The organism is Nitrosomonas ureae (genome assembly GCF_001455205.1).
GTDB lineage: Bacteria > Pseudomonadota > Gammaproteobacteria > Burkholderiales > Nitrosomonadaceae > Nitrosomonas > Nitrosomonas ureae.
The window spans coordinates 287,224-313,153 of the sequence record NZ_CP013341.1 but is presented as its reverse complement, the minus strand read 5'-3'; the positions used below and the strand labels follow the sequence as shown (position 1 = coordinate 313,153).

General features: G+C 43.2%; 23 protein-coding genes. 13 read left to right on the top strand and 10 right to left on the bottom strand.

The genetic code is table 11. The features are described from left to right. The first annotated feature begins 11 nt into the window (after positions 1 to 11). From ATY38_RS01575 to ATY38_RS01525, 11 genes are all read left to right on the top strand, one after another. Positions 12 to 2,492, top strand: coding sequence for a motility hub landmark protein FimV (locus tag ATY38_RS01575; RefSeq protein ID WP_062560049.1), 2,481 nt, complete (start codon positions 12 to 14; stop codon positions 2,490 to 2,492). A gap of 44 nt (positions 2,493 to 2,536) precedes the next feature. Further along, entirely contained in the window at positions 2,537 to 3,337 is an 801-nt protein-coding gene (truA, locus tag ATY38_RS01570; RefSeq protein WP_062557748.1) for a tRNA pseudouridine(38-40) synthase TruA, read from the top strand. Positions 3,338 to 3,359: 22 nt separating this feature from the next. Continuing rightward, positions 3,360 to 3,977 (top strand): phosphoribosylanthranilate isomerase, encoded by a 618-nt coding sequence (locus tag ATY38_RS01565; RefSeq protein WP_062557747.1) that lies wholly within the window; start codon positions 3,360 to 3,362, stop codon positions 3,975 to 3,977. Next, entirely contained in the window at positions 3,974 to 5,173 is a 1,200-nt protein-coding gene (gene trpB / locus ATY38_RS01560; protein WP_062557746.1) for a tryptophan synthase subunit beta, read from the top strand. Before ATY38_RS01565 ends, trpB begins: the two co-directional genes overlap by 4 nt. A gap of 62 nt (positions 5,174 to 5,235) precedes the next feature. After that, positions 5,236 to 6,099 (top strand): tryptophan synthase subunit alpha, encoded by an 864-nt coding sequence (gene trpA, locus ATY38_RS01555; RefSeq protein WP_082632976.1) that lies wholly within the window; start codon positions 5,236 to 5,238, stop codon positions 6,097 to 6,099. Between the two features lie 27 nt (positions 6,100 to 6,126). After that, the gene (gene accD / locus ATY38_RS01550) at positions 6,127 to 6,996 is read left to right on the top strand and encodes an acetyl-CoA carboxylase, carboxyltransferase subunit beta (RefSeq protein ID WP_062557745.1); all 870 of its coding nucleotides are present in this window, start codon (positions 6,127 to 6,129) and stop codon (positions 6,994 to 6,996) included. Positions 6,997 to 7,016: 20 nt separating this feature from the next. Then, positions 7,017 to 8,315, top strand: a complete 1,299-nt coding sequence (gene folC, locus ATY38_RS01545) for a bifunctional tetrahydrofolate synthase/dihydrofolate synthase (protein ID WP_062557744.1) — start codon at positions 7,017 to 7,019, stop codon at positions 8,313 to 8,315. Positions 8,316 to 8,331: 16 nt separating this feature from the next. Further along, positions 8,332 to 9,039 (top strand): SPOR domain-containing protein, encoded by a 708-nt coding sequence (locus ATY38_RS01540; RefSeq protein ID WP_062557743.1) that lies wholly within the window; start codon positions 8,332 to 8,334, stop codon positions 9,037 to 9,039. A 78-nt stretch (positions 9,040 to 9,117) separates the two neighbouring features. Continuing rightward, positions 9,118 to 9,624, top strand: coding sequence for a CvpA family protein (locus tag ATY38_RS01535; protein WP_062557742.1), 507 nt, complete (start codon positions 9,118 to 9,120; stop codon positions 9,622 to 9,624). 110 nt (positions 9,625 to 9,734) lie between these two features. Further along, positions 9,735 to 11,255, top strand: a complete 1,521-nt coding sequence (gene purF, locus ATY38_RS01530) for an amidophosphoribosyltransferase (RefSeq protein ID WP_062557741.1) — start codon at positions 9,735 to 9,737, stop codon at positions 11,253 to 11,255. A 107-nt stretch (positions 11,256 to 11,362) separates the two neighbouring features. Beyond that, positions 11,363 to 12,541 carry an O-succinylhomoserine sulfhydrylase gene (locus ATY38_RS01525; RefSeq protein ID WP_062557740.1) on the top strand — a complete coding sequence of 393 codons (1,179 nt, stop codon included), beginning with the start codon at positions 11,363 to 11,365 and terminating at the stop codon, positions 12,539 to 12,541. Positions 12,542 to 12,598: 57 nt separating this feature from the next. Here ATY38_RS01525 and ATY38_RS01520 read toward each other — a convergent pair whose 3' ends face one another. Both ATY38_RS01520 and ATY38_RS01515 read right to left on the bottom strand, forming a co-directional pair. Beyond that, a complete protein-coding gene (locus ATY38_RS01520; protein WP_062557739.1) occupies positions 12,599 to 13,090 on the bottom strand; it encodes a peptidylprolyl isomerase in 492 nt (163 codons plus the stop codon). Positions 13,091 to 13,120: 30 nt separating this feature from the next. Then, on the bottom strand, positions 13,121 to 13,702 hold the full coding sequence (locus ATY38_RS01515; protein ID WP_062557738.1) for a peptidylprolyl isomerase: 582 nt from the start codon (positions 13,700 to 13,702) through the stop codon (positions 13,121 to 13,123). Between the two features lie 140 nt (positions 13,703 to 13,842). On the opposite strand from ATY38_RS01515, the gene cysS reads away from it, so the two are divergent. Further along, positions 13,843 to 15,225, top strand: coding sequence for a cysteine--tRNA ligase (cysS, locus tag ATY38_RS01510; protein ID WP_062557737.1), 1,383 nt, complete (start codon positions 13,843 to 13,845; stop codon positions 15,223 to 15,225). Between the two features lie 18 nt (positions 15,226 to 15,243). On the opposite strand, the gene ATY38_RS01505 is transcribed toward cysS, so the two are convergent. The 5 genes from ATY38_RS01505 to ATY38_RS01485 form a co-directional block, all read right to left on the bottom strand. Then, entirely contained in the window at positions 15,244 to 15,996 is a 753-nt protein-coding gene (locus ATY38_RS01505) for a hypothetical protein (protein ID WP_235590359.1), read from the bottom strand. Between the two features lie 17 nt (positions 15,997 to 16,013). Continuing rightward, positions 16,014 to 16,952 carry a flagellar motor protein MotB gene (gene motB / locus ATY38_RS01500; protein WP_062557736.1) on the bottom strand — a complete coding sequence of 313 codons (939 nt, stop codon included), beginning with the start codon at positions 16,950 to 16,952 and terminating at the stop codon, positions 16,014 to 16,016. Positions 16,953 to 16,991: 39 nt separating this feature from the next. Further along, positions 16,992 to 17,852 (bottom strand): flagellar motor stator protein MotA, encoded by an 861-nt coding sequence (gene motA, locus ATY38_RS01495; protein WP_062557735.1) that lies wholly within the window; start codon positions 17,850 to 17,852, stop codon positions 16,992 to 16,994. 235 nt (positions 17,853 to 18,087) lie between these two features. Next, positions 18,088 to 19,899, bottom strand: coding sequence for an ABCB family ABC transporter ATP-binding protein/permease (locus ATY38_RS01490; protein ID WP_062557734.1), 1,812 nt, complete (start codon positions 19,897 to 19,899; stop codon positions 18,088 to 18,090). A 22-nt stretch (positions 19,900 to 19,921) separates the two neighbouring features. Beyond that, positions 19,922 to 21,199: an NRAMP family divalent metal transporter gene (locus ATY38_RS01485; protein ID WP_062557733.1), complete on the bottom strand. Its 1,278-nt coding sequence runs from the start codon at positions 21,197 to 21,199 to the stop codon at positions 19,922 to 19,924. Positions 21,200 to 21,419: 220 nt separating this feature from the next. On the opposite strand from ATY38_RS01485, the gene ATY38_RS01480 reads away from it, so the two are divergent. Then, complete coding sequence (locus ATY38_RS01480; protein ID WP_062557732.1) at positions 21,420 to 21,824, top strand: hypothetical protein; 405 nt, start codon at positions 21,420 to 21,422, stop codon at positions 21,822 to 21,824. On the opposite strand, the gene ATY38_RS01475 is transcribed toward ATY38_RS01480, so the two are convergent. The 3 genes from ATY38_RS01475 to ATY38_RS01465 all read right to left on the bottom strand — a co-directional run bounded on the left by ATY38_RS01475 (position 21,821) and on the right by ATY38_RS01465 (position 25,841). Then, positions 21,821 to 22,123, bottom strand: coding sequence for a hypothetical protein (locus tag ATY38_RS01475; protein WP_062557731.1), 303 nt, complete (start codon positions 22,121 to 22,123; stop codon positions 21,821 to 21,823). The two genes, ATY38_RS01480 and ATY38_RS01475, sit on opposite strands and share 4 nt — an antisense overlap. Positions 22,124 to 22,163: 40 nt before the next feature. Further along, on the bottom strand, positions 22,164 to 23,882 hold the full coding sequence (locus ATY38_RS01470; protein ID WP_062557730.1) for a cation:proton antiporter domain-containing protein: 1,719 nt from the start codon (positions 23,880 to 23,882) through the stop codon (positions 22,164 to 22,166). Positions 23,883 to 23,972: 90 nt separating this feature from the next. Then, positions 23,973 to 25,841 (bottom strand): hypothetical protein, encoded by a 1,869-nt coding sequence (locus ATY38_RS01465; protein WP_062557729.1) that lies wholly within the window; start codon positions 25,839 to 25,841, stop codon positions 23,973 to 23,975. Between the last annotated feature and the right edge of the window lie 89 nt (positions 25,842 to 25,930).

Sequence of the window (25,930 nt, the reverse complement as noted above, 5' to 3'; positions counted from 1 at the left end):
AGGGTACTTCGGTGTATAAAACATCTTTTAAAGTAAGCTTGTTTGTAATTATTCTGATGTTACCATGGGTTGTTGCTCAAGCAGCCGGACTCGGTAAATTGACGCTTAATTCCGCGCTAGGGCAGCCTTTCAGCGCGGAAATCGATATCGTATCGACTGGTAATGATGAGCTCTCATCTCTTAAGGCCAGTGTGGCTACTCGTGAAGCATTCACGCAAGCAGGTATAAATTATGAATCTATCTTGTCAGCTTTTAAAGTTTCAATCGAAACAAGGGCAAATGGTAATCCTTATATTAAGTTAACTTCGCAGCAAGCGGTTAATGATCCATTTTTAATGTTGTTGATGGAGTTAAATTGGTCTTCAGGGCGAATTTTACGGGAGTACACTATTCTACTGGATCCTGTTGAATCGCCAGCGCAAAATCTGGTAGCGGCCAATACAAATCCTCCTCCCCTAGTCGGTGCGTCAGGATATGATGCAGAAAGATCGACTCGCATCGAAAATAATAATCCAATTACAAACTCGGCTCCATCAACTGTCGATACGTCCACTCGATCTAATAATACTTATGGCCCAGTTAACCGGGGTGATACCTTGTCATCGATTGCGATCCAGGTATTACCAACTGGTGTCGATCTTAATCAAATGCTGGTGGCGCTTTATCGTGCCAATCGAGAAGCCTTTATCGCCAACAATATGAATTTACTCAAGACGGGTGCTATTCTGAAAGTGCCTGAGAAAAAAGAGATAACAGCAATTGATTCATCAACAGCCAGAGCCGAAATAAAAACGCAAATAGCAGACTGGCGTAATTACCGGGGGCGGTTGGCAGCCATTAATCACGAATCCCCAGCGCCTCATGCGATCAGTCAATCAGATCAAGGCCAGATTACCAGTATTGATAAGAAGTCAACGTCAATTCCCGATGCGCCCAAAGAGGTTCTGAAACTATCCAGTGGAGCACAGTTGCTTGATCAAGACGGTCAGATTGCTGAATCCTCACTGGTTGATCGTCTTCGTATGATGGAAGAAGATGCGATTGCGCGAAATCTTGCATTGAAGGAAGCGAATGAACGTGTAGCCATGTTGGAAAAAAGTGTTGAGAACTTGAAACAATTACTAGAGTTGAAAGACTCGGTATTAGCTCAGGTGCAGATTAAGGCAGAATCAATTCCAACAACAATTGATAAACCAGAGTTACATTTTCCGCCAGACGGGGTTTCAGTTACCGAAAACGTAGAATTGGACTCTACTTCTATACCGGAAGAAGCATCGGTAATTCAACCGGCCGCAGAAGCCCTAGTAATCAATGCGCCTTCAATGGCGGATGAAGAGGCTGGCCGATCACTGCTCGATCAGGCATATGACTATATAGAATATATTGGTGTGGTTTTAATTCTGGTGTTGTTGCTCATTTTGTTGATTCTTAAAAGACGTCGGAATCAATCGCAAGACGATGAGGAGATAGATGATAATGAAGAAAATTTTTCCTCAGCAATGCGTTCTCGAATAGCTTCAATGGCTGCTGCAAAGGCTGCGCCTGTTACTGAGGAAGATCGCTTGCCATCTGAAAATATGGATCATGATCAATCTTTTCACCATATCGATTCCTATTCTCCAGCGGAAGAATCGGAAAAGTTTGATAGAGAGGTGGATTTATCCTACGAAGATAGTGCCGAACATACTTTGCAATCCGATTTTGATACTGAATCGACTACAGAATCGCAGGTCAACGATGAAACGATTCTGGAACATTCACAGGCTATCCATAAAAACTTACAGGAAGACTCTGATGAAGACTTTAGTCGACCGATTGCATCTGCAGAAGATAAGAATTCTGCTGGACTTGCAAATCAAATTGATTTTGATTTGAGCGATGAGGCCGATGAAATTGCAACGGATGGAAAAAGAGAATTAAAGAATATTAAGCAAATAAAGGAAGCTGAAAATGTTTCTGATTATGCGGTAGAGATTGATTTTGATGAACCAGAGCAATCGCTTGATGCTATCGACTCAAGCAATAAGGCTGTAGAAAAAAATAAGGATGATTTTGAGTTTTCTCGTTCAGAAATTGATCTGGCAGATAACCAAAATCCGAATGAAATTGAGATTCCCTTGTTCAGTGAGGAGATTAATCGAAATTCAGAGGAACCTGCACTGGATGATGATTCTTTAGAATCCGAGCGATCCCCCGGTGCTGAACAGAGTGATGGAGAATCAAATTTTTCATCAATAACGCCTGAGATTGATTTGGCCGCTATTGATTTAGATCTAGAGGAAGCAAATGTAGGCGATAACAAGGATAAAAAGGAAGATCTGAATGCACCAAGTGAGGCATGGCAGGAAGTTGAAACCAAATTAGATTTGGCAAGAGCATATCAAGAAATGGATGACAAGGAAGGCGCTAAAGAAATGCTTGAAGAAGTCATTCGAGATGGTGATACAAAGCAAAAGAAAGCTGCCAGGAAAATATTAAAAGATCTGCGATGATCATTCTTTAGTTTGTTGCGATTTATTGGGAAAGGCAGTTTCTGTTGGCACGAATAATTTTAGTTTTAGAATATAATGGCAGCCGCTATTGTGGATGGCAAAGTCAACCGGAAAATTGCTCGATACAGGATACACTGGAAACTGCTTTATCAAAAATAGCGCATGAAGAAATACGCATAATTACTGCCGGGAGAACCGATGCAGGTGTACATGCACTCTATCAGGTGGTACATTTTGATACTTTCGTGCAACGTCCTATCAATGCATGGGTGCGTGGGGTAAACGCGTTTCTACCTGATGATATTGCTGTTTTGTGGGCATCGGAAGTGTCCGACAGATTTCATGCAAGATATAGCGCACTTGAGCGACGTTATTTGTATTTCTTACTTAATCAGTCAGTGCGTCCGGGGGTTAATCATAAAAAAGTTGGATGGTTTCATCAACCGCTACAATTGGACATCATGCAGTGCGCGGCTAATATCCTGATTGGAGAACATGATTTCTCTTCGTTCCGGGCAGCTGCATGTCAAGCAAAATCTCCTATACGCACAATTACGCAATTAAAGATTGTTCGTCATGGAAATTTATTGATTTTTGATTTACGTGCCAATGCATTCTTGCAGCACATGGTGAGAAATATTATTGGTTGCCTGGTTTATATTGGTAAAGGTAAATATCCTTCCGAATGGATGCTTGAGTTGCTGGAAGGTCGCAATCGTGCCTACGCTGCGCCAACTTTTTCTGCTGCGGGCTTATATTTGGCGGGTGTGAAATATGATTCCAGCTGGTGTATGCCAGAATTATCTAGAATACCCATTATTCCCAACATGTTCCTATATAATTAAGTATTCAAAGTTTATAACTAGCATGTCAGTACGTGTAAAAGTGTGTGGGATTACTCGATGTGAGGACGCTGCAGCAGCAATTCGGGCAGGTGTTGATGCTATCGGTTTTGTTTTTTGGCCTCAGAGCGCACGCTATATCGAGCCTGATATTGCACGCATTATGACTGCTAATGTCCCACCTTTCATTTGTAATGTAGGGGTTTATGTTGATCCCGATGTTGCTTGGGTCGAGAAAACTGCTCGAGTAGCTCAGTTAAACTTGCTTCAATTTCATGGCGATGAGCCCCCTGAATTCTGTAATCAATTTTCCCAACCTTATATTAAAGCAATTAGAGTCAAACCAGACACAGATTTGCTACAATATGCCGAACGATACAGAACCGCAAAAGGCTTATTGCTTGATACTTATGTGGCCGATATGCCGGGAGGTACTGGGCATGCGTTTGAATGGGATTTGATACCCAAACGTTTGTCTCTGCCCCTTATTTTGTCTGGGGGCTTAAATCCAGCCAATGTGTCTGGGGCAATTCAACAAACTCAACCATGGGCAGTCGATGTTTCAAGTGGTGTGGAAACCTCGAAAGGAATTAAAGATGAAAAAAAGATTTTTGCTTTCATGCGAGGAGTAAAACAATTGTGAGCGCCTATGATCTTCCTAGTAAGAACGGTCACTTTGGACCCTACGGAGGCATTTTTGTTGCTGAAACATTAATCTCGGCACTGGAAGATTTGCGAAAGCAATATGAATTTTATCGTAACGATGCGGATTTTCAGTCAGAATTTGCTGAAGAATTAAAACATTACGTAGGGCGTCCCAGCCCCATCTACCATGCCAAAAGATGGTCGGAGCATTTAGGTGGCGCACAGATACTGTTAAAACGAGAAGATCTGAATCATACCGGTGCACATAAAATAAACAATACAATCGGACAAGCTTTATTGGCCCGACGCATGGGAAAGAAGCGTGTTATCGCGGAAACCGGTGCCGGCCAACATGGTGTAGCCAGCGCTACGGTTGCGGCACGTTATGGCATGGAATGCGTCGTTTATATGGGTTCTGAAGACGTTAAACGTCAGGCGACCAATGTTTATCGTATGAAGCTCTTGGGGGCCACAGTGGTGCCGGTGGAGTCGGGGTCACGAACATTGAAAGATGCGTTAAACGAGGCGATGCGGGATTGGGTTACCAATGTCGAAAACACTTTTTATATTATCGGTACTGTTGCCGGGCCTCACCCGTATCCGATGATGGTGAGGGATTTTCAAGCAGTAATAGGGAACGAGTCTAAAATACAAATGCAAGAAGATTTTTCGCGACAGCCGGATGCGCTTATTGCATGCGTCGGTGGAGGATCAAATGCCATTGGTTTATTTTATCCCTATATTGATGACGTCAATGTTCGCTTGATAGGTGTCGAAGCGGCAGGGAAAGGAATTGATACTCACCAACATGCGGCGACTTTATCAATGGGCAAACCAGGCGTATTGCATGGCAATCGTACTTATCTGATTCAAGATGAAAATGGTCAAATTGTTGAAACACATTCTATTTCGGCTGGTCTCGATTATCCCGGCGTAGGGCCGGAACATGCTTGGCTTAAAGATTGTGGGCGTGCTGAATACGTAGCAATTACCGACGATGAAGCGCTGGAAGCATTTCATACGTTGTGCCGGTATGAAGGTATTATGCCGGCATTGGAATCGAGTCATGCGCTGGCTTATGCGGCCAAATATGCGACTACCCTTACCAAAGATAAATTATTGCTGGTTAATTTATCTGGTCGCGGTGACAAGGATATGGCGACAGTTGCGCAAATGTCAGGTTTGACACTGTAATAAATTTGCCCCATGTATTGTTATAGTAATTCTCTGAAAAAATTCGAGAACGGATTGAGTGGATGAGCCTAGACAGTATTAAAAATTTACTAAATTTTTTTAGCGGGCAAAGCGATGCTAAAAGAACCAATCGCATTGCTAAAACATTTGCCGAATTAAAAGAACAAAATCGTAAGGCTTTGATTCCCTTCATTACGGCGGGTGATCCTCATCCAAAATATACTGTTCAATTGATGCATCAATTGGTTGAGTCAGGTGCTGATATTATTGAATTGGGCGTTCCTTTTTCCGATCCCATGGCGGATGGGCCTACTATTCAAAGATCTTCAGAACGGGCGTTAAAACATCATGTTAGTCTGGTTGATGTGTTGAAGTTGGTGGTTGAATTCAGAAAAATAAATACAAATACGCCGATTGTTTTGATGGGATATGCAAATCCTGTTGAAGCACTGGGTCATGTTTCATTTGCTGTCAAAGCGAGAGACTGCGGGGTTGATGGTGTGCTTATTGTTGATTATCCTCCGGAAGAATCAAGTGAATGGGTACAGTGTTTGGAGCAGCATCAAATTGATGCAATCTTTTTATTGTCTCCCACAACGCATCAACAGCGCATTGAGCAAGTGGCAAAAATAGCGAAAGGCTATATTTATTATGTTTCTCTAAAAGGAGTTACGGGTGCATCGCACCTTGATCTACAAGATGTCGGCACGAAACTGGAACAATTGCGTCAGTATATTTCATTGCCAATCGGCGTTGGATTTGGCATACGCGATGGTGCGACAGCCAAGGCAGTTGCAGAATTGGCAGATGCTGTGGTTGTAGGTAGCAGAATAATTGAGGAAATTGAAAAGTCTTCTGAGTCAGATTTATTAAGAAATGTCGGAAATCAGATAAAAGCGTTACGTGATGCTATTGATGAGAATTAAAGTAAGACATTCGGGGAAAAAGTTTTTATGAGTTGGTTTCAGAATATCATTCCACCTAAAATTAAACGCAAGGAAGCCGGCGAAAAAAAAATAGTGCCAGAAGGTTTGTGGAGTAAATGTGTCACTTGTGAAGCAGTCTTATACTACACGGACCTGGCCAAAAACCTGAACGTTTGCCCAAAATGTGATTTTCATAATCGTATTTCTGCCAGAGATCGCCTCGATCAATTGCTGGATCCCGCAGGGCGAATTGAGATTGGTATTGGAGTAGTTGCAACCGATGCATTAAAATTCAAGGATAGCAAGCGTTATGTTGATCGACTGACGCAAGCCAAGGAAAATACTGATGAAGATGACTCTCTAGTAGTCATGCAGGGAACCATTAAGAAAGTTCCCGTTGTTATTGCTGTATTTGAGTTTGGTTTTATGGGTGGATCGATGGGCTCTGTTGTAGGTGAGCGATTTGTTCGAGGTGTCAAAGCTTGTATTGATAGCCATATCCCGTTTATTTGCTTCAGTGCGAGCGGAGGCGCGCGCATGCAAGAAGGCTTGTTTTCCCTAATGCAAATGGCTAAAACTACGGCCGCGTTGACGCAATTGAGCCGCAATAAGCTCCCGTATATTTCTGTTTTGACAGATCCTACAATGGGCGGAGTATCTGCAAGCTTTGCTTTTATCGGAGATATTGTAATTGCAGAGCCAGGCGCTCTTATCGGTTTTGCTGGTCCGCGTGTAATCGAGCAAACTGTACGCCAGACGCTTCCCGAAGGTTTTCAGCGCGCTGAATTCTTATTGCAACATGGCGCGATTGATATGATTGTCGATCGCAGGCAAATGCGCGACAGAATCGTCAATATTTGCACGCAATTAATGCGTATCCCGATATCGGTATCTTAAATCTGGAGCAATCAAGGGCAATGAATGTGCCGGATAAGCTTCCTGTTTCAGTTGCAGATTGGTTAAGTTATTTCGAGGCATTTCACCCTCAAACGATTGAGTTGGGACTGGATCGAATTAATCTGATTCGATCAGAACTTGCATTGTATCCTCAGTTTCCTATCATCATAGTCGGCGGAACAAATGGTAAAGGATCTGTCTGTGCGATGCTTGAATCCATACTCTATTGTGCGGGGTATGAAGTTGGCTGTTACACTTCTCCTCATTTATTGCACTATAATGAACGAATACGTATCGGTAAAAAAAACATTGATGATCAGAGGCTTTGCAATGCCTTTATGCAGATATATTCAGTCTGCAAGGTTCGAGGCATCTCATTAACCTATTTTGAAGTTGGTACATTGGCCGCGATGTATTGTTTTGTCCATGCCGGCGTCAATGCGGCGGTTCTAGAGGTTGGGTTAGGAGGGCGCCTTGATGCGGTTAATATATTTGATGCTGATTGCTCAATTCTGACCAGTATCGATCTGGATCATGTTGATTACCTTGGGGATACACGAGAAAAAATAGGTTTTGAAAAAGCCGCGATTTTTAGAAAAAACAAACCGGCAATTTGTGCGGAAATTGATTTGCCGCAATCGGTTATCCAGCAAGCTGAAAAGAACGATGCAATCTTATATCGGATTAATGAACAGTTCGGTTTTTTAAAACAAGATGTGCATTGGGATTTTTGGGGGCCGAAAAATAAACGCTATTCTCTTCCATTTCCGGCTTTAAGGGGGGAGAAACAATTACAAAATGCCAGTACTTGTTTGGCGGCTTTAGATACGTTGGAGGAGGCACTGCCCGTCAGCATGAGTAATGTACGTCAGGGTTTAATCGAGGCGGTTATTTCAGGACGATTTCAAGTGGTTTCAACACAGCCACTCATTATTCTGGATGTCGCACATAATCCAGGTGCTGCGATGGTACTGTCACAAAACTTACGTGCAACAAAACCAATCGGACAAACTTTTGCAATTATAGCTATGTTGCAAGATAAGGATATCCGTGGCGTTATCCAGGCATTGAAAAATGATATCGATTACTGGTTCGTATCTTCTGTTAATTCTTCTCGAGCCGCTGCTGCTGATTATTTGATTAATGAACTTTATGAAGCTGAAGTTGCGGATGATAGTGTCCGAAAATTTTCCGATACTATTTCCGCTTTTGTTTTTGCCTGTGAACAAGCAGGTAAAAATGATAGAATTTGCGTGTTTGGATCTTTCTATACGGTAGGTGATGTGTTGCGATACCTAAACACTCATCAAAGCAAGTAATCATCTGGATTTGCTTATGACTAAAAATATCACTGAAGAAGAATTACTGCTTCGGAAACGTGCCAGGAGGCGCTTGGTCGGAGCAATAATTCTGGTTCTTGTTTCCATCATTGTTTTGCCAGCCATATTCGATGAGCCTAAACCGGGGGATGAAACGCATGAAATTGCTATTAATTTACCAGGAGTTGATAGAAGTACTATAGTTCCAAGTGCGGAGCAAAGGACTCAGGAATCTTTTAGTGATATGAGCGCAACCACTGAATTCCAGAATGAACCCGAAATTTATACTCAAGATATCGAGGAAATCATTGAAGCACACTCTTACGAACCCGGAGGTATACCCATTCCCGGTATTAAGCCAAAACTTGATAAACGATCTACTGAAATATTGAGCGTAAACGATGCAAACTCAGTGCGTAGCGCTGTAAATACACCTGCTGCAGCGACTCGTGCGACTGAAACAGCCAAGACTTCCCAAATTTCATCAGATTCAACAAAAGGATTTGTTATCCAGTTAGGCGCATTTTCAGATCAATCAAAAGCCAGACAACAACATGCAAATTTAGTGTCCAGTGGTTTTAATGCTTATACCGAAACACTTAAGGTTGATAATAAGGAAATAACGCGCGTGCGCATTGGGCCTTTTATGGCACGAGGGGCAGCTGATAACGAATTAAAGAAATTAAAGAATATTGGATTGGACGGAGTAATAATTCCCAAGTAGCGTGTTAATCCAAACAGTATTTCTTAAAATGAAATCTCTTTAATAATATTATTCAGCGAATTGCGTTAATTTTGATCAATGACCGCTTTTGACTATGTTGTTCTCAGTATTTTTTTTGTATCTGTAATATTAAGTATTTTTCGTGGGTTTGTACGAGAATCATTGGCTATTGCGGGGTGGGTGGTTGCGTTTATCGTTGCTGGTGCCTATACATCCTTTTTTGAGCAATTTTTGCCTGTTGAAATAGCTGGAGAAACATTAAGATTCTTCATCACATTTGTTTTGACTTTTCTTGCAGTATTACTAGTCACGGCATTGATAACCATGTTACTGGCTGCGCTTATCAAGGGTATAGGATTGGGGTTTATTGATCGAATTTTAGGTTCAATATTTGGTTTTTTACGGGCTTTAATTATTGTAATGCTATTGGTTCTGATTGCGGGATTAACGACAATTCCTAGCCAGGTTTTTTGGCAACAGGCTGTTTTAAGTAAGCCGCTGGAGGCTATCGCATTACAAATATTACCCTGGTTGCCCAATGACTTATCAAAACATATCAATTATGAGCGAAGGGAAAGTTCTTAAATTGATCCTGGATCAATAAAATTTGCTATGCTTACCTGCAAATACTTACTTCATAAGCAAATTTATATCCATTCTTAAGCTGATTAAGGCAAAATTTACGGAGTATTTCTATGTGTGGAATTCTCGGCATTGTTGCAAAATCACCGGCCAATCAATTACTTTATGATGGCTTGTTAATGCTGCAGCATCGCGGACAAGACGCGAGCGGTATAGTAACAGCGCAAGGCAACACCTTTCACATGCATAAAGGGCTTGGTCTGGTAAGGGATGTATTCCGCACTAGAAACATGAGAGCGCTGACCGGGAATATGGGTATCGGTCACGTACGTTACCCCACTGTCGGGTCTGCAGCCTCTCCGGCTGAGGCTCAGCCCTTTTATGTGAATTCTCCGTTTGGTATTGTACTCAGTCATAATGGGAATCTGACAAATGCCGAACAGCTTAATCATGAGTTGTTCAGAACTGATCTAAGACATGTGAATACCAATTCCGATTCAGAAGTGCTTTTAAATGTTCTTGCACATGAATTACAGGAAAGTACGCGCAATTGTCAACTTGACCCTGAAGCTATTTTTTCTGCAGTAGCTGGCGTACATAGGCGCTGTAAAGGTGCATATGCGGTTGTAGCTATGATTGCCGGATATGGATTGCTCGCTTTTCGTGACCCTTATGGAATACGCCCCCTGGTATTTGGAACCGCGGAAAATGAAATGGGCGATGAATATCTGGTTGCTTCCGAAAGTGTTGCTTTGGATACACTGGGATTCAGGCTGATACGTGATGTAGGTCCTGGAGAAGCTATTTTTATTGATGAAAACGGCAACTTCTATAATAAACAATGTGCTCAATCTTCTTCATTAAACCCTTGTATTTTTGAATATGTATATTTAGCTAGGCCTGATTCTGTCATTGATGGAATTTCTGTTTATGAAACACGGTTAAATATGGGAGAGTATCTGGCTGATAAAATTAAAAAATCAATGTCTCATTTAAATATTGATGTGGTTATTCCCATACCGGACTCGGGCCGTCCTTGTGCTTTACAGTTAGCTAATTGTTTGGGAGTAAATTTTCGTGAAGGCTTTGTTAAAAATCGATATGTTGGCCGGACTTTTATTATGCCGGGACAGCAGCAGCGACGTAAATCAGTGCGGCAAAAATTAAATGCAATGAGTATAGAATTCCGTGGAAAAAATGTTTTGCTGGTCGACGATTCCATTGTACGTGGCACTACAAGTCGTGAGATTGTGCAGATGGCGCGCGAGGCTGGTGCAAACAAGATTTATTTTGCTTCAGCAGCTCCCCCGGTGAGATACCCCAATGTGTATGGTATCGATATGCCAACGCGCCAAGAACTAATCGCAACTGATCGCGATACGGATGAAATTTGTGCTGAAATCGACGCAGATTATCTGATTTTCCAAGACCCGGATGCACTCAATCATGCGGTTTCAGTTGTTTCACCCGCTGTCAATAAGTTTGAGACCTCATGTTTTGATGGAATCTATATTACTGGCGATGTGACGCCGGGTTATTTAAATTCTCTCGAGTTTCAAAGAAATTCCAGTCAATTATCACATTACACCAGATACAATACTCAATTGGATCTGAGTTTGGTTTTCTCCGAATAGTGCTTGTGGAAAAACAAATAAAGTTATCCAACAAGCCGATTCAAAAACGATCAGTGCCAAATCGCCATAAATTCTGAAAATTAATCATTGCTTGAGGTTCCCGTTATATGTCTGATCACTTACAGCCAGAAACGCTTGCACTACATACTGGCATCCATCGTAGTCAGTTTAACGAGCATTCAGAGGCCATGTATTTAACCTCGAGCTTTGTATTTGATAGTGCCGCACAAGCCGCTGCCCGTTTCTCCGGGGATGAGCCTGGCAATATCTATTCCCGGTTTACGAATCCTACTGTGACAGCATTTGAAGAAAGGCTTGCTGTGTTGGAAGGCGCTGAGACGTGTATTGCGACATCTTCCGGCATGTCCGCAATACTTGCATGTGTCATGGGATTGTTATCCGCCGGTGATCACATCATAGCGTCCAGGAGTTTATTTGGTGCAACAGTAAATTTATTCAATAACATACTTAAGAAATTTAATATTGAAACGACTTTTGTGGCGGCGACTGACGTGCATTCATGGCAAGCTGCCATACAAACTAATACCAAGTTATTCTTTCTGGAAACCCCCTCTAATCCATTGACGGAAGTATCTGATATTTCTGCATTAGCTGAGATTGCGAAGAAATCGAATCTCTGGTTAGTGGTCGATAACTGCTTCTGCACTCCTGTCTTGCAAAAACCGCTCGAGCTGGGTGCAGATATTGTCATTCACTCTGCTACCAAATATTTAGATGGGCAGGGAAGGGTATTAGGAGGCGCGGTACTAGGCAAGCGCGATGTATTAATGGAGGGCGGTATTTATGGATTTTTACGAACAGCCGGGCCAACTCTTAGTGCATTTAATGCCTGGGTTATACTTAAAGGGCTGGAAACACTTAAGATTCGTGTAGAAACGCATTCTAGAAATGCGCTGCAACTGGCCCAATGGCTTGAATCCCATCCAAATGTGTTACGCATTTTTTATCCCGGCTTAATGTCTCACCCGCAATATGAATTGGCAAAACAACAACAAAAATCAGGTGGAGGTATTGTTTCCTTTGAAGTTAAAGGGGGTAAAGAAGCAGCTTGGCGCGTTATTGATTCGACCCGCTTAATATCAATTACTGCCAATTTGGGCGATACGAAGAGTACGTTGACTCACCCTGCTACGACGACCCATGCGCGAATCAGTCAGGAAGCACGGGACGCTGCGGGGATATCTGATGGATTGTTGCGGATTGCAGTAGGATTAGAATCGGTGCAAGATCTTCAAACTGATTTAGCGCGAGGCTTGGCGCTATAGCTAGTGTGTTAAGCATGACAATGAGTTCAAAATTATTGAACACAATTCTATACGTAACTAAATTATTTCAGCCTTCTGGATAATGACATCATCAATAGGAACATTCTGATGTCCGGCAGAATTTCCGGTTTTAACTTTCTTTATCTTATCTACCACATCCTGGCCCTCAATCACTTTACCAAATACACAATATCCAAAGCCATGCGAGGATGGGTCTTTATAATTTAGAAATCCGTTATTGGCTACATTGATAAAAAATTGCGCTGTCGCTGAATGCACATCGGCGGTACGTGCCATCGCTATGGTGTAAGTATCATTTTTTAGGCCGTTAGCGGCTTCATTCTGAATGGGTGCTCGGGGTGTTTTCTGTTTCATTCCAGGCTCAAATCCACCCCCCTGAATCATGAAATCATCGATAACACGATGAAACAGTGTGTTGTCATAGAATCCGTTGGTTACATATTCCAAAAAATTTTGTACGGTTTCAGGCGCTTTCTCGTTATCCAATTCAATTTTTATTTCACCTAAATTGGTTTTCAATCTAACCATTGTTGATCCTTTGCTTATTTGTCGTTCTTATTATTGAATATTAACGGGTAGTTTAATGACTTCTTCGATAATAACATTGTTTTTCGGTACATCGCTTGAGAAAGGACCTTTTGATCCGGTCGGCATTGATGCAATTTTGTTGACGATATCCATGCCGGAAATGACTTTTCCAAATACTGCATAGCCGTAGCCACTTTGATTAGGTGCCTTAAAATTAAGAAATTTGTTATCGGCGACATTAATAAAAAACTGGGCTGATGCAGAATGCGGATCTGATGTTCGTGCCATTGCGATTGTGCCGGGCCCATTCTTCAGATCGTTAGCAGCCTCATTTGGAATGGGTGCCCGTGTCGGTTTCTGGTTGAATGCGGTATCGAATCCGCCGCCTTGAATCATAAAGCCCGCGATTACCCGGTGGAATATCGTATTTGTGAAAAAACCATCGTCTACATACTGTAGAAAATTCTCAACGGTTCTGGGTGCTTTGTCAGGATAAAGCTCAAGGACAATATTTCCAACATTCGTTTTCATTTCAACTTTTATATTTTCTGCATTAGCATACAGAGGAAACGAGAATAAAAACAGAAAAAATAAAATTTGGCGAAAATACATGGTTAGTGTGTCCTCATTGTTAGTTGCGCGGAGATTCAAATCCACATTATGTTATACTCATCGGCCATTCCGGTTGCATCCGGGAAGGTTCTGGATTCTATCAAAAAGACAAGTAATTCCAAAATTTATCCATTGGCTTTATGCTTAAAATATATAACTCAATCGCCCGTGAAAAACAAGATTTTGTTCCGATTACGCCTGGAAAAGTTAAGCTATATGTGTGCGGAATGACCGTTTATGATTATTGTCATTTGGGTCATGCGAGAGTTCTGGTTGTATTCGATACGGTTGTTCGCTGGTTTGAAGCGAATGATTTTGCTGTCAATTATGTGCGAAATATTACTGATATTGACGATAAAATCATTAAACGTGCACAAGAAAATAATGAATCAATTGGAGCACTAACGCAGCGTTTTATTCAAGCCATGAATGAGGATTCTGCGGCATTAGGCGTTTTATCACCCACTCATGAGCCGTGCGCGACACATCATGTTGAAAGCATGATTCGAATGATTGGTACGCTGGTTGAAAAGAACCTCGCCTATCAAGCTCATAATGGGGATGTTTATTACTCTGTTCACAACTTTCCTGGTTATGGCAAGCTTTCCGGTAAATCTTTGAATGATCTACGGGCGGGTGAGCGCGTAGATATTGATTCGAGCAAAAAAGACCCATTGGATTTTGTATTGTGGAAATCAGCAAAATCCGGCGAACCATTCTGGGAATCCCCTTGGGGGCCAGGACGGCCAGGTTGGCACATTGAATGTTCAGCCATGTGCGAGCAATTTCTTGGGGAGCATTTTGATATTCATGGTGGAGGTCAGGATCTACAGTTTCCGCATCATGAAAATGAAATTGCGCAAAGTGAGGGAGCGCATGATCATCCATTTGTCAACTACTGGATGCACAATGGGTTTGTTCGCGTTGACAACGAAAAGATGTCAAAGTCTTTGGGCAATTTCTTTACTGTCCGTGAGATATTGAAGTTATACCAACCTGAGGTGGTGCGCTTTTTTATTTTGCGTGCGCACTATCGCAGTCCACTCAATTATTCAGATCAGCATTTGAAAGACACAAAACTGGCACTTGATCGTCTTTATATTGCATTAAAAGAGGTTGAGCCCATTAGTGTTGCGATGGTCGATTGGGATTATCCCTATGCACAAAAATTTAAACAGGCAATGGATGATGATTTTAATACGCCGGATGCAATTGCTATATTGTTTGATCTTGCCAGCGATATCAACAAAACTGGGTCAAGAGAACACGCTGGATTACTCAAGGCGTTCGGTGGCTTGCTAGGGATTTTGCAGCAGAACCCGCAAGAATATCTGCAAAATAAGACGGCTAGCAGTGAATTAAATCCCTCAGCGCACGATGAAATCGAGCAATTGATTCAGGAGCGTATAAACGCTCGTAAAGAGGGACGTTACTCCGATGCGGATGCAATCCGGAAACAACTGCAGGAACAGGGCATCATTCTTGAAGATAGTTCGCAGGGAACAACATGGCGTCGGGCGTAGGCGATTAAAATCAGGGCGTTAAATTTTCCAGAGATATAACGTGGAATTCGAGAAATCATTAAGCTTGATACATTTGTCAGGTGGAATATCAGGAATAATAAAAGTATTACTGATTAGAAAACTTCCGGGGCGCATTTCCTGAGTGACCTTTCGCCACAGCGAAGCCATCGGAACCGGGGATAAATAGGCATATACAACATCATAGTTTGAGAAATCATGTTTCCAGAAATCACCCCATACGATTTTACTGGCTGAAGCAGAAAACATGTTTCTTAATTGACTGATCAGAAAAGGTAAAGGGGCATGTTCGATGCCATAAAAAGAACCATTTTTGTGAGTATTTGCCAGATTGCTGACTAACCCCCCACATCCACTTCCAAGGTCAATAAAGGAAAATTGATCGCGTTGAGGTAATAATGCTGCCAGTGCCCGACTCACGCTTTTGCTTGAAAGATACAAGGGTACCTGGGTTTTATAAGTTTTGCCGTAGGTGAGTAATAAACAAAGAAAAAGTATCAAGAACCACGTGGGTGAAATATTCAGTGCTAATACCGCAATCGCTAAGGGCATAAAAATAAAATGGATCGGAATCCACCACAACGGCATTCTGAGGCAATAACTCACAAGCCCCGCCAGCAATCCCTGCACGATAGCCCATGCAAAGATATTTAAAACGATTACCGATTGGATTCCGATAAAGAAACCAACCCCTATCAAGGTGGCTATCTGAGTGAGCAGGGCGATAATAACCGGATGCCGAAATTTCATCATAGTAAACAATTATAAGTTTATAAAGCGTTCGCTCCTGGATTTTGCAATAAATCTTTCGCGGGCTCTTCCTGCATATCGATATCAACCGTGGGATTATCCATAGTAATCGCTTTCTCCGCCTTCTCATTCATTACCACGATGCTGATCCGGCGATTAATGGGATTAAGGGGATTATCCTTATCAAATAATACGGCCGAAGACAATCCAACAACTTGCAGCATTTTGTTAGCATCCATGCCACCTACAATCAGTTCCCGGCGGGAAGCATTGGCCCGATCGGCGGAAAGTTCCCAGTTACTGTAACCTTTATCACCGGACGGAAAAGGTTTTGCATCCGTATGGCCGGAGAGGCTGATTTTGTTAGTTACTTCGTTCAGCATTTTGCCAATTTCACGCAGAATGGTTCTGGTATAGGGTTGTAATTCGGCTCTTCCAAGGGCGAACATAGGCCGGTTTTGCTCATCAACGATTTGGATTCTTAACCCATCCGTGGTGATATCCAATAGCAATTGATTTGCAAATCTTTGCAATTGGGGATTAGCCTGAATGGCTTCCTCGATTTTCTTTTTTAACCCTTCGAGCTTTTCCAACTCAATCCGTTCTTTAATAACTTTTATTGCTTGCTTATTGGCTTTGTCGTTAGTAATAATTTCTCCATTCTTAACTTGACCGTGCTGACGGGTCAGATCTGTGCCGCCGCCCTTGATTAAGCTATTAGTTTCTCCAATGCTCGAGCCACCCATGAAAGCAATTTTTAGCGGTGTTTTAAAATATTCCGAGATACCCTCCAATTGACTTTGGGTTGATGATCCCAATAACCACATCAGTAGAAAGAAAGCCATCATGGCGGTTACGAAATCCGCATAGGCGATTTTCCAGGCACCGCCATGATGGCCACCGGCCACCTTTTTAATTCGTTTAATGACTATTGGGCGCTGTGAAAGATCATCAGCCATAAATATTCTCGCAAATTAAATTGTGGACATTGCTATGAATTACCGGGATTTACTTTGTTTAACATGTTCTTCCAGTTCTAAGAAAGAAGGTCTTTCGGTGGTAAACAACACTTTTCTACCGAATTCAACCGCAAGCACAGGTGAGTAGCCGTTTAAATTGGCTAATAATGTAATCTTGATGCACTCAAACATTTTGCTGGATTCATGTAGATTATGTTCGAGCTTACCGGCCAGTGGACTGACAAATCCATAAGCCAGCAAAATTCCCAGGAATGTACCCACTAAAGCTGCAGCGATCAGAATGCCTAATTCCGCAGGTGGGAGGTGAACGGATTCCATTGTATGTACTACGCCCATAACTGCTGCCACGATACCAAAAGCTGGCAGCCCATCACCCAGTTTTGCGACACAATGAACAGGTACTTCCCCTTCTTGGTGATGCGTTTCCAATTCGCTGTCCATGAGACTCTCGATTTCCAGAGAGTTAAGATTGCCGCCGACCATTAACCGTAAATAATCGGTAATAAATTCGGTGATATGATGATCGGCCAAGATATCCGGATATTTGGTGAAAATAGGACTATTCGATGGATCATCCACATCCCCTTCAATGGACATCAGTCCTTCTTTGCGAATCTTTCCAAGCACCTCATAAAGTAATGTCATCAGATCCATATAAAGCGCTTTGGTATATTTAGAACCCTTGAAAACGGTAGGTAAAGCCTTCATCGTGGCTTTGAGCGCTTTGTTTGAGTTGCCAACCACAAACGCACCAATAGCACCACCACCGATCATGAGAACTTCCACAGGTTGCCATAAAGAAGCCAAGTGACCGCCTGCCAGAGCAAAACCGCCAAATACTGAAATGATAATAATGAGATAACCAACCGATACGAGCATTGCGATGACTCCCTAGAATGTAAATACGCAATTGTTTGATGGCAAATTCTGAAGTGAGAAGTTAGCACATCACGACTTTAATCATTCTTGAAGAAAAGGTTGGTTTTCCCTGCGTTTTCCTGCTTTTTTATTTACTCAGATCGATAACAAGAAAACGAACCATGCGCTATTTATAGAAATACAGTATGCAACTGATTGATGTAGATTGATTTGTCAATGAGAATGGCTGAATTGGTTAACTAGCGGTTAAAATTAGGGGTGAATTTTGATCGGCTTCTTTTTGTCGCTGTAATTCCCACATACGCGCATATTGATCGTTCATTGCCAGCAACTGCTGATGTGTGCCACGTTCAATGATGCGTCCATGATCCATGACCAGGATCTGGTCAGCATCCGCAATAGTGGATAATCGGTGCGCTATGGTCAATGTCGTTCGATTCTTTGCGATGCGTTTTAATTCGACTTGAATCCGTTTTTCTGAATGTGAATCCAGTGCTGATGTGGCTTCGTCAAAAATCAGCATGGCCGGATTCTTTAAAATGGTGCGGGCGATGGCTACACGTTGTTTTTCACCACCCGATAGTTTCAAGCCACGTTCGCCGACGATGGTTTCATATTTATCAGGAAGACTTTCAATGAAATCATCGATATGTGCTGACTTTGCTGCTGCATAAACTTCATCCGTCGTGGCATCCGGGCGCCCATATGCAATGTTGTAATAAATGCTATCATTAAATAGCACGGTGTCTTGTGGCACGATACCCATGGCACTGCGCAAGCTTTGTTGCGTGACGTCACGGATATCCTGATCATTGATTTGGATGCAGCCTGATTGCACGTCATAAAAGCGGAACAACAAACGCGCCAGTGTGGATTTTCCTGAGCCACTGTGACCTACAACAGCGATATTTTGCCCGGCAGGGATATCGAAGCTGACATCAAACAGAATTTGACGATTAGGCTCATAGCTAAAATTTATATGATTAAAATGGATCGCCGCATTTTTGACATCAAGTATCCAGGCATCGGGTTTGTCCTGAATTTCTTTGTTTTCTTCCAGCAAAGTAAACATGCGTTCCATGTCTGCAAGCGAATGCTTGATTTCACGGTACACAAAACCGAGGAAATGCAATGGCATATAGAGTTGCAGCATAAAAGCATTGATCAACACCAGATCGCCCAGCGTCATATGGCCATCGATTACCTGGTCGGCTGCCAATAGCATGAGTAGTGTGACCCCGACAGCAATAATTGCGCTTTGTCCTGCATTCAGTGCTGCCAGCGAAGTTTGATTGCGTATGGCGGCTTTTTCCCATGATTGTAGATGTTCATCGTAACGCCGGGCTTCCCAGGATTCATTGCCAAAGTATTTGACCGTTTCGTAATTCAGCAAACTGTCGATTGCCTGGGTGTTGGCCTTGGAGTCCATATTGTTCATGGTGCGGCGGAAAATCATGCGCCATTCGGTGACGATCAGCGTCAACGCAATATAAGCCAACAAGGTCAAAACAATGATGATGGCAAACCGGATATCGTACTGGCTAATCAGAATGATCAATACCAAACCAATTTCCAGCAGTGTCGGCAAGATATTGAACAGCATAAAATTCAGCAGGAATGAAATACCGCGCGTGCCGCGTTCGATATCGCGCGAAACTCCACCGGTCTGTCGTTCCAAATGAAAACGCAATGACAGCGAATGCAGGTGGCTGAATACTTTGTTGGCAATACGCCGGATCGCTCGTTGCGTCACCTTGGCGAAGATGGCATCGCGTAATTCGCCAAATAAAGTGCTGCACAGGCGTAATACGCCATAACTCAGCAGCAAAAAAACGGGTAGCGTCAGTTCGGCGCGCGTTTGATCCAAAGCATCGACAATTTCCTTCAGTACCAATGGGACAGAAACGTTGGCTAATTTGGCCAATACCAGCAAGCTAAGCGCAAGCACAACTCTGACTTTAAATTCCCATAGATAGGGTAGCAGTGCAGCAATTGTTTTAAGATTGCTGCGGGTAGCCGCTGGCTTCTCAAGGCGGGTAGGGCGCATTAAATATTATTTCTCAGGAAAATTAAAGTAATAACAAATAGGTAATCGAGCATCCGGACAAAGCGACAACCCCCGACCAGCACCAAATCCACATCAGTTTTCCCGGACGATACTGATCGGGCATATTTTTACTAAATACGGCCTGCATGTTTAGTACGGCGAGAAGCGGGGCTGCAACGAAAGAGACGATGGTGGCAATTTTAACCATTTCACGCATCGAGGTAAGATAAAAGAAGAGGATAAATAATGTTCCTGTAATAATAATCAGTAGCCAGACCAAATAGGTTTTTTCATTATTCAGCAGTGATTTTCGCGGGAATAATAATTCCAGGGAGGCGCTGATTGAGCGTGGAAAAGCATCGAGTACGGTCAAGGTCGTGCTGAACATAGTCGCCAATGCGGCGATGGCAACAATGGGATAAGCCCACTCGCCTAATGCTTGTTTGTACATATCCAGCAATTGTCCTGCAAAGGCAGCGCCTCCGGCCGCAAAAGGAACGTTACTGCCATACATCACCAGCGCACCCAATAATAAAAAGCAGATCGCCAGAAAAGCAGTTCCAATATAACCCACCCTAAAGTCGAACAGGGCATCTTGCATGCTGGTTAACTTACCGCTACTCTCATTTTTGCTTTTAGCCCAAATGGAATGCCATACGGCAAGATCGAGAGGTGCGGGCATCCAGCCAAGAAAAGTGGCCAAAAAAACTAAATGCACCGTATCAGAAAATGAGAAAAATACAGTGGCGGATTTGTGATGTCCGGGGTTGTCAAACAACAGCATGATCACAGCAGCAACCGAAGTGATTGTGAGCACCAGGATAATTATTTTCATCAGTTTATCCAGAAGCTTATAGTGACCACTGACCAGCAAAATCAAAGCAAACAGCAGTAAAATACTGCCGATAATAAATTCAATTATTTTGGGATCATGCCCGCCAAATCCTTCAAGGCCAAAAATACTCTTTATTAAACCAGCTGTTACTACAGTAATGGCGGCTTGAACGATGAACATGGTCGATATCGACAAGAGTAGATAAAGCCATATGGCCCATTTCCCCAGTTTTAAATATCCGTGCAAGATATGCTGCCCCGTTGCTGCGGTATAGCGCGGGCCGAATTCGAAGAAAGGATATTTGATTAAATGAATAATAATAATCGCAATAATTAATTCCAATCCAAACATGCCGCCGGCTTGAGTGGATTGAACCAGATGAGAAACCCCCACAGCTGCGCCCGCATAGAGTAATCCAGGGCCTAGGCGAGAAATAAAATGATTTAAAAGCTTGGGCGGTGACATAACATGTTGTTCTGGTAAGGGATAGGGATTGTTAGCTGGATTAACAAAATTTACTTCCCGGTTTGGCTAATGAATAAAAATTATTGTTCATTACCTTGAGTTCTTGGATTATCGGCGGTAAGGTAACACAAGTATGGATATTTTGCTTCTCATCTGAGTTGCCGGAAGCATTTGGGGTTATAACAATAATCTAAATCTTTAATACTTAACTGGAGCAATTATGGAGATTACCTGTTACCGTGATCCGGAGATCTATCGGGAGACTCGCCACCTACCTGCAGATATTTATAATCTGACCATTACTTTATTAACGCGCTGTCCGACCGGGCATTTGTTCGTACCTATCCGTGCCATGCAATATATGGCCATTGTCGATAGCAATGAATTTGTGTTTGTCGACGGGGAGCGTAAATGCTGGATTGATATTGCATGGTGTAATTTCCAGCGGGAAGATCGTGATGCATTGAATCAGCCAGTCGTCTATGATGTAGTCTATTATCGTGAGAACATGTCAGCCATCATGGTTCGATTGCAAAGGGAATTCCCCCTGGCATTAAAGAGCTTGGTCAATAAAGTCAAGCTGGATGGTCCGGCACGGATTCTTCATTTTCCGGTAAAGCGCTAATCCTCGTCATCCAATTCGGTATCCCAGCCTTTCTCTTTAGCCCTTGCAATGGCTTGCGCATACAGTTGTGTATGCCGTTTACGTAATTCATCCGGTAAACGACTTGGCAGGTGTGCATACGGCTCCCAAGCGGCGTACACCTTTTCATAGAGAGACTGCATTTGCGCGCTACTCCAGCCCGCGCAGGTTTCGGAGTCGGGCAAAATGCCGAACACCCAGGCATCGCGCACAATGCGGCCTAGATGAGTGAGCCCTTCATTTTCATCTTGATCAATACCTACATAGTGTTGCTCTAGCATTGCGGTAATCTCATTATTGTGGGTGTGCAAAAATTTTCACTTAGTGCTTTATTGTGTCATTCTCTGAATTTGTATCAAAGCGTTGCAATATATGATGAGTCATGCTTTTAGCAAGCTCCTCTTCACTGAAAAATACGGTGCCCACCTTATCCTGGCGCAGTAATGCCGTTTCATCTTCATTGCGGGTGCGTAATACAATCTCGATTTCAGGGTTTAAGGTACGTGCGGTATCAATCATCTGGCGAACATTTAACGGATCGGGGATTGCAATGACTAACATTGCCGCGTCGGTAATATGGGCCTGAATTAATACCGAGGGTTCTGTCGCATCCCCGGATACCGCATTAATATTCTGTTTTCGCAAGTCCTGTACCAGCTCACGGTTTTGCTCAGCAACGACAAACGGAATATCCTGTCCCCTAAGTGCCTGTGCAATACGTTCACCTACGTGACCATAGCCGACGAGCACAACCTGACCGTGCAAAAATTTGCGTTCGGTACTCATCGGGAGCTCAGCATAGGGATCATCCCGGCTTTCATATTTGCGTGCCACGGCAGAATGTTTCAAGATCAAATTACGCAGAGGCGCAATAACGGCAAATGCAATCGGATTAAAGGCAATAGAAATCAGCGCACCCGCAAGTACCAGACTCATCCCTTCTGCGGGCATCAATTCAAGAGTGAGCCCCAAGCCGGCCAGAATAAACGAAAATTCGCCGATTTGTCCAAGACTGGCCGCCACTGTCAATGCAGTATTCAATGGATAACGCAGAATCAGCACCAGCAACATGGCCGCTATTGATTTTCCCACGATAATAATTGCGACCACCGCTAACACATGCATAGGCTCATCGATCAATACGGTAGGATCGAACAACATGCCTACGGAAACAAAAAATAACACTGCAAAAGCATCACGGAGCGGTAGGGATTCTTCCGCAGCGCGATGACTGAATTTTGATTCGCGCATTACCATACCGGCAAAGAAGGCGCCCAATGCAAACGACACATTAAACAATGCCGCAGCGCCATAGGCGATACAAATGGCGGCAGCAACCACAGCCAGCGTGAACAGTTCGCGTGAGCCGGTGCGTGCAACCTGCCATAGTAACCACGGTAATACACGCAGCCCGACAACAAGCATGATTGCGATAAAGGCCGAAACTAACAGTAAAGTGGTTCCGATTGTTTGCCACAGGGGTTCCGTTGTCGTTTCAGCTCCATTTGATCCTCCCAGCATGGTAGCAAATGATGGCAGTAGCACTAGAATCAAAACTGTAACTAAATCTTCAACAATCAACCACCCAACCGCAATTCGACCGGTCATGGTGTCCAGTAACCCTCGTGATTCAACTGCTTTGAGAAGCACGACCGTACTGGCGCAGGATAATGATAAGCCTAGTACCAGCCCTGCGCCAAAATCCCACCCCCACCAATCGGCCAGGGCCATACCCAGTAAAGTTGCAACAGTCATTTGCACGATTGCACCTGGTACGGCGATACGCTTGACAGCTAACAGATCATTCAAGGAGAAATGTAATCCGACACCAAACATCAACAGCATTACACCGATTTCCGATAATTGCGAGGCAATGTCAATATCCGCGACAAATCCCGGTGTGGAGGGACTGATTGCAATTCCGGCTAATAGATAGCCAACCAATGCGGGGGTTTTCAGTTTTTCAGCGATAAAGCCAAAAACCAAAGCCAAACCAAAACCTGCTGCGATCGTGGTGATCAGTGTAATGTCATGTTCCATTCAAATTTTAAAGATTAAGGTTATCAGTAGGAGCAAGCTAATTGGGTTTCTGGAAGACTTCAGGATGTTTCTCAATTTCCGACCATGTCATCAAGGCTTATCCAGTAAAACTGGAGTGTTTAAGAATTTCTCAAATTCGATACGCTCTTCCTCAATGGCTTCAAGGATTTGATGCTTAAACTCTTCACGTGAGAATGCTTCTTCAAGCATCAAGAGCAATTTCTCGATTGTTAATCCAATGGTAATGCCACCAATGATACCACCAATGGCTGCACCGATGGCCGTTCCAATACCGGGAATGAATGAGCCCAGCGCCATGCCGGTTGCGGCGCCTGCTGCGGCTCCGCCTAAGGCACTGACTGCTTTGCCGGCGGTCACTTTGATCAGCGCTTGTGCTCCCAGCTTGATAATACCTTTTCCGGCTACTTTCGCTGTGATCTTGCCGGCAATCGCACCGGTGATTGCACCGGCGGTACCTATTCCGCCGGAAATCAGCATACGATTTTCCAGATTGACAATCACACTGTGCGTAGGTGGCTCTTTCAGTGCGCTTAACGAGGCCTGACGAATAATTTCCAGTTGGGAGTTATCGATGAGATCAACGCGATTTTCATTGAGTATGCGTTCAACTTTCTGCAAATGCTCAGCGCGCAATTGCAGATTATTCTGTAACAGATCTTCAATGGATTGTTGTACCGGACCGAATGCATTGCCTTGCATCAGATAATTCTGCAGTTTTTCCGCCATCCAGTTTTCCAATACGCCGGTAGCAAGCGCTACAATACGCTCATATTCGCCGGGCAAGCTATAATACCAATCGAGATAATCATCCACATTATCAATCATTTGATTAAATCCTAGCTCAGTAGTTTTGCGCAATTGATCGATTGAAGTTTCCAATTTGTGCAAGCTTTCGAGATAAGCCTGCTCGATTTGTTCCGCAGTTCCGGGCTGGTAGTAATCATCTCCAATTTTTTCCACTGTCTGAATGACAATTTGCTGAGAAGCGCGAATTTCATCGACAGTTTCCGGATTGGAACGCATCCAGGCATCGACGTAGACAGTGGACGGTACATAAATGAAGAAAACAAAAAAAGTGGCTAACGCTGATGTGATACCCCAAGCCCACGGGGAAACCGCAGGCGGATCATCACTATCCTGTATCGGGGCGAATACGCGGCGATATTCGGATAAAGGAACCATGAAACTGGAAATGCCCAAGGCTACATTGAAGAAAAACACTAAGCTGCCCAAAAAAACCGCGCCTAGATAAAATATAGCACTGAATGAGTGCAAGCTACTGAGTGCATAGCGTTTTGTGCCTTCTATAAAACCCAGAAACCGATTGGTTTCAAGAATCAGAGCACTGTTTGTGGTTCCATCCAAATGCTTGCTTTCCATCATAATCGCTTCAGCCAGTGACGAATATTGGCGATTAAGGTCACTGTGGTTGATGAAAACTACAAAAAATACGGCCATAATCAGCGCAGTTACCCAGCGTGACCAAGATAAAGATTTGTGCACGGCAATGTAGGGTCTGTATTCACGTGTAGCCAAAGGAAAAAAAACAGCATACATAGCCGCGAATACGGGGATTGCTGCAAAAAATGCGATCCATTCCTGCTTCTCAGCTGCACCAAGATAAAACAGCAATAAGAATGCAAAAATGACCGACCACAGCAACCACGCGATATACGCTAAAATCCGCCGGGTGAATAACCAGTGCAAAATACCGAGTTTCTTGAATTGACTGGAAAGATAAATTCTTTGTATGGTTACTGCATAAATAGCAGCAGAGTAAATTGGTAAGGCAAATATGAGTGTTACCAGTAAAGCAAACCATAATTGTTGATGCGGAATCAATCGTCCTAAGAAATAAGCAAATGCGAGCCAGCTTGCGGAAAATACCAGATAACCAAGCGCTGTTATAAAACTGAAATTTTTAAACGTTGAAAACACCGCAATGATTCCTTCATGGTCAATCTACCGGAAATGAGTTTTAACTGTTGCAAGTGGGGGTGCAAAGCCTGATAGGCTGCTGATAGTAG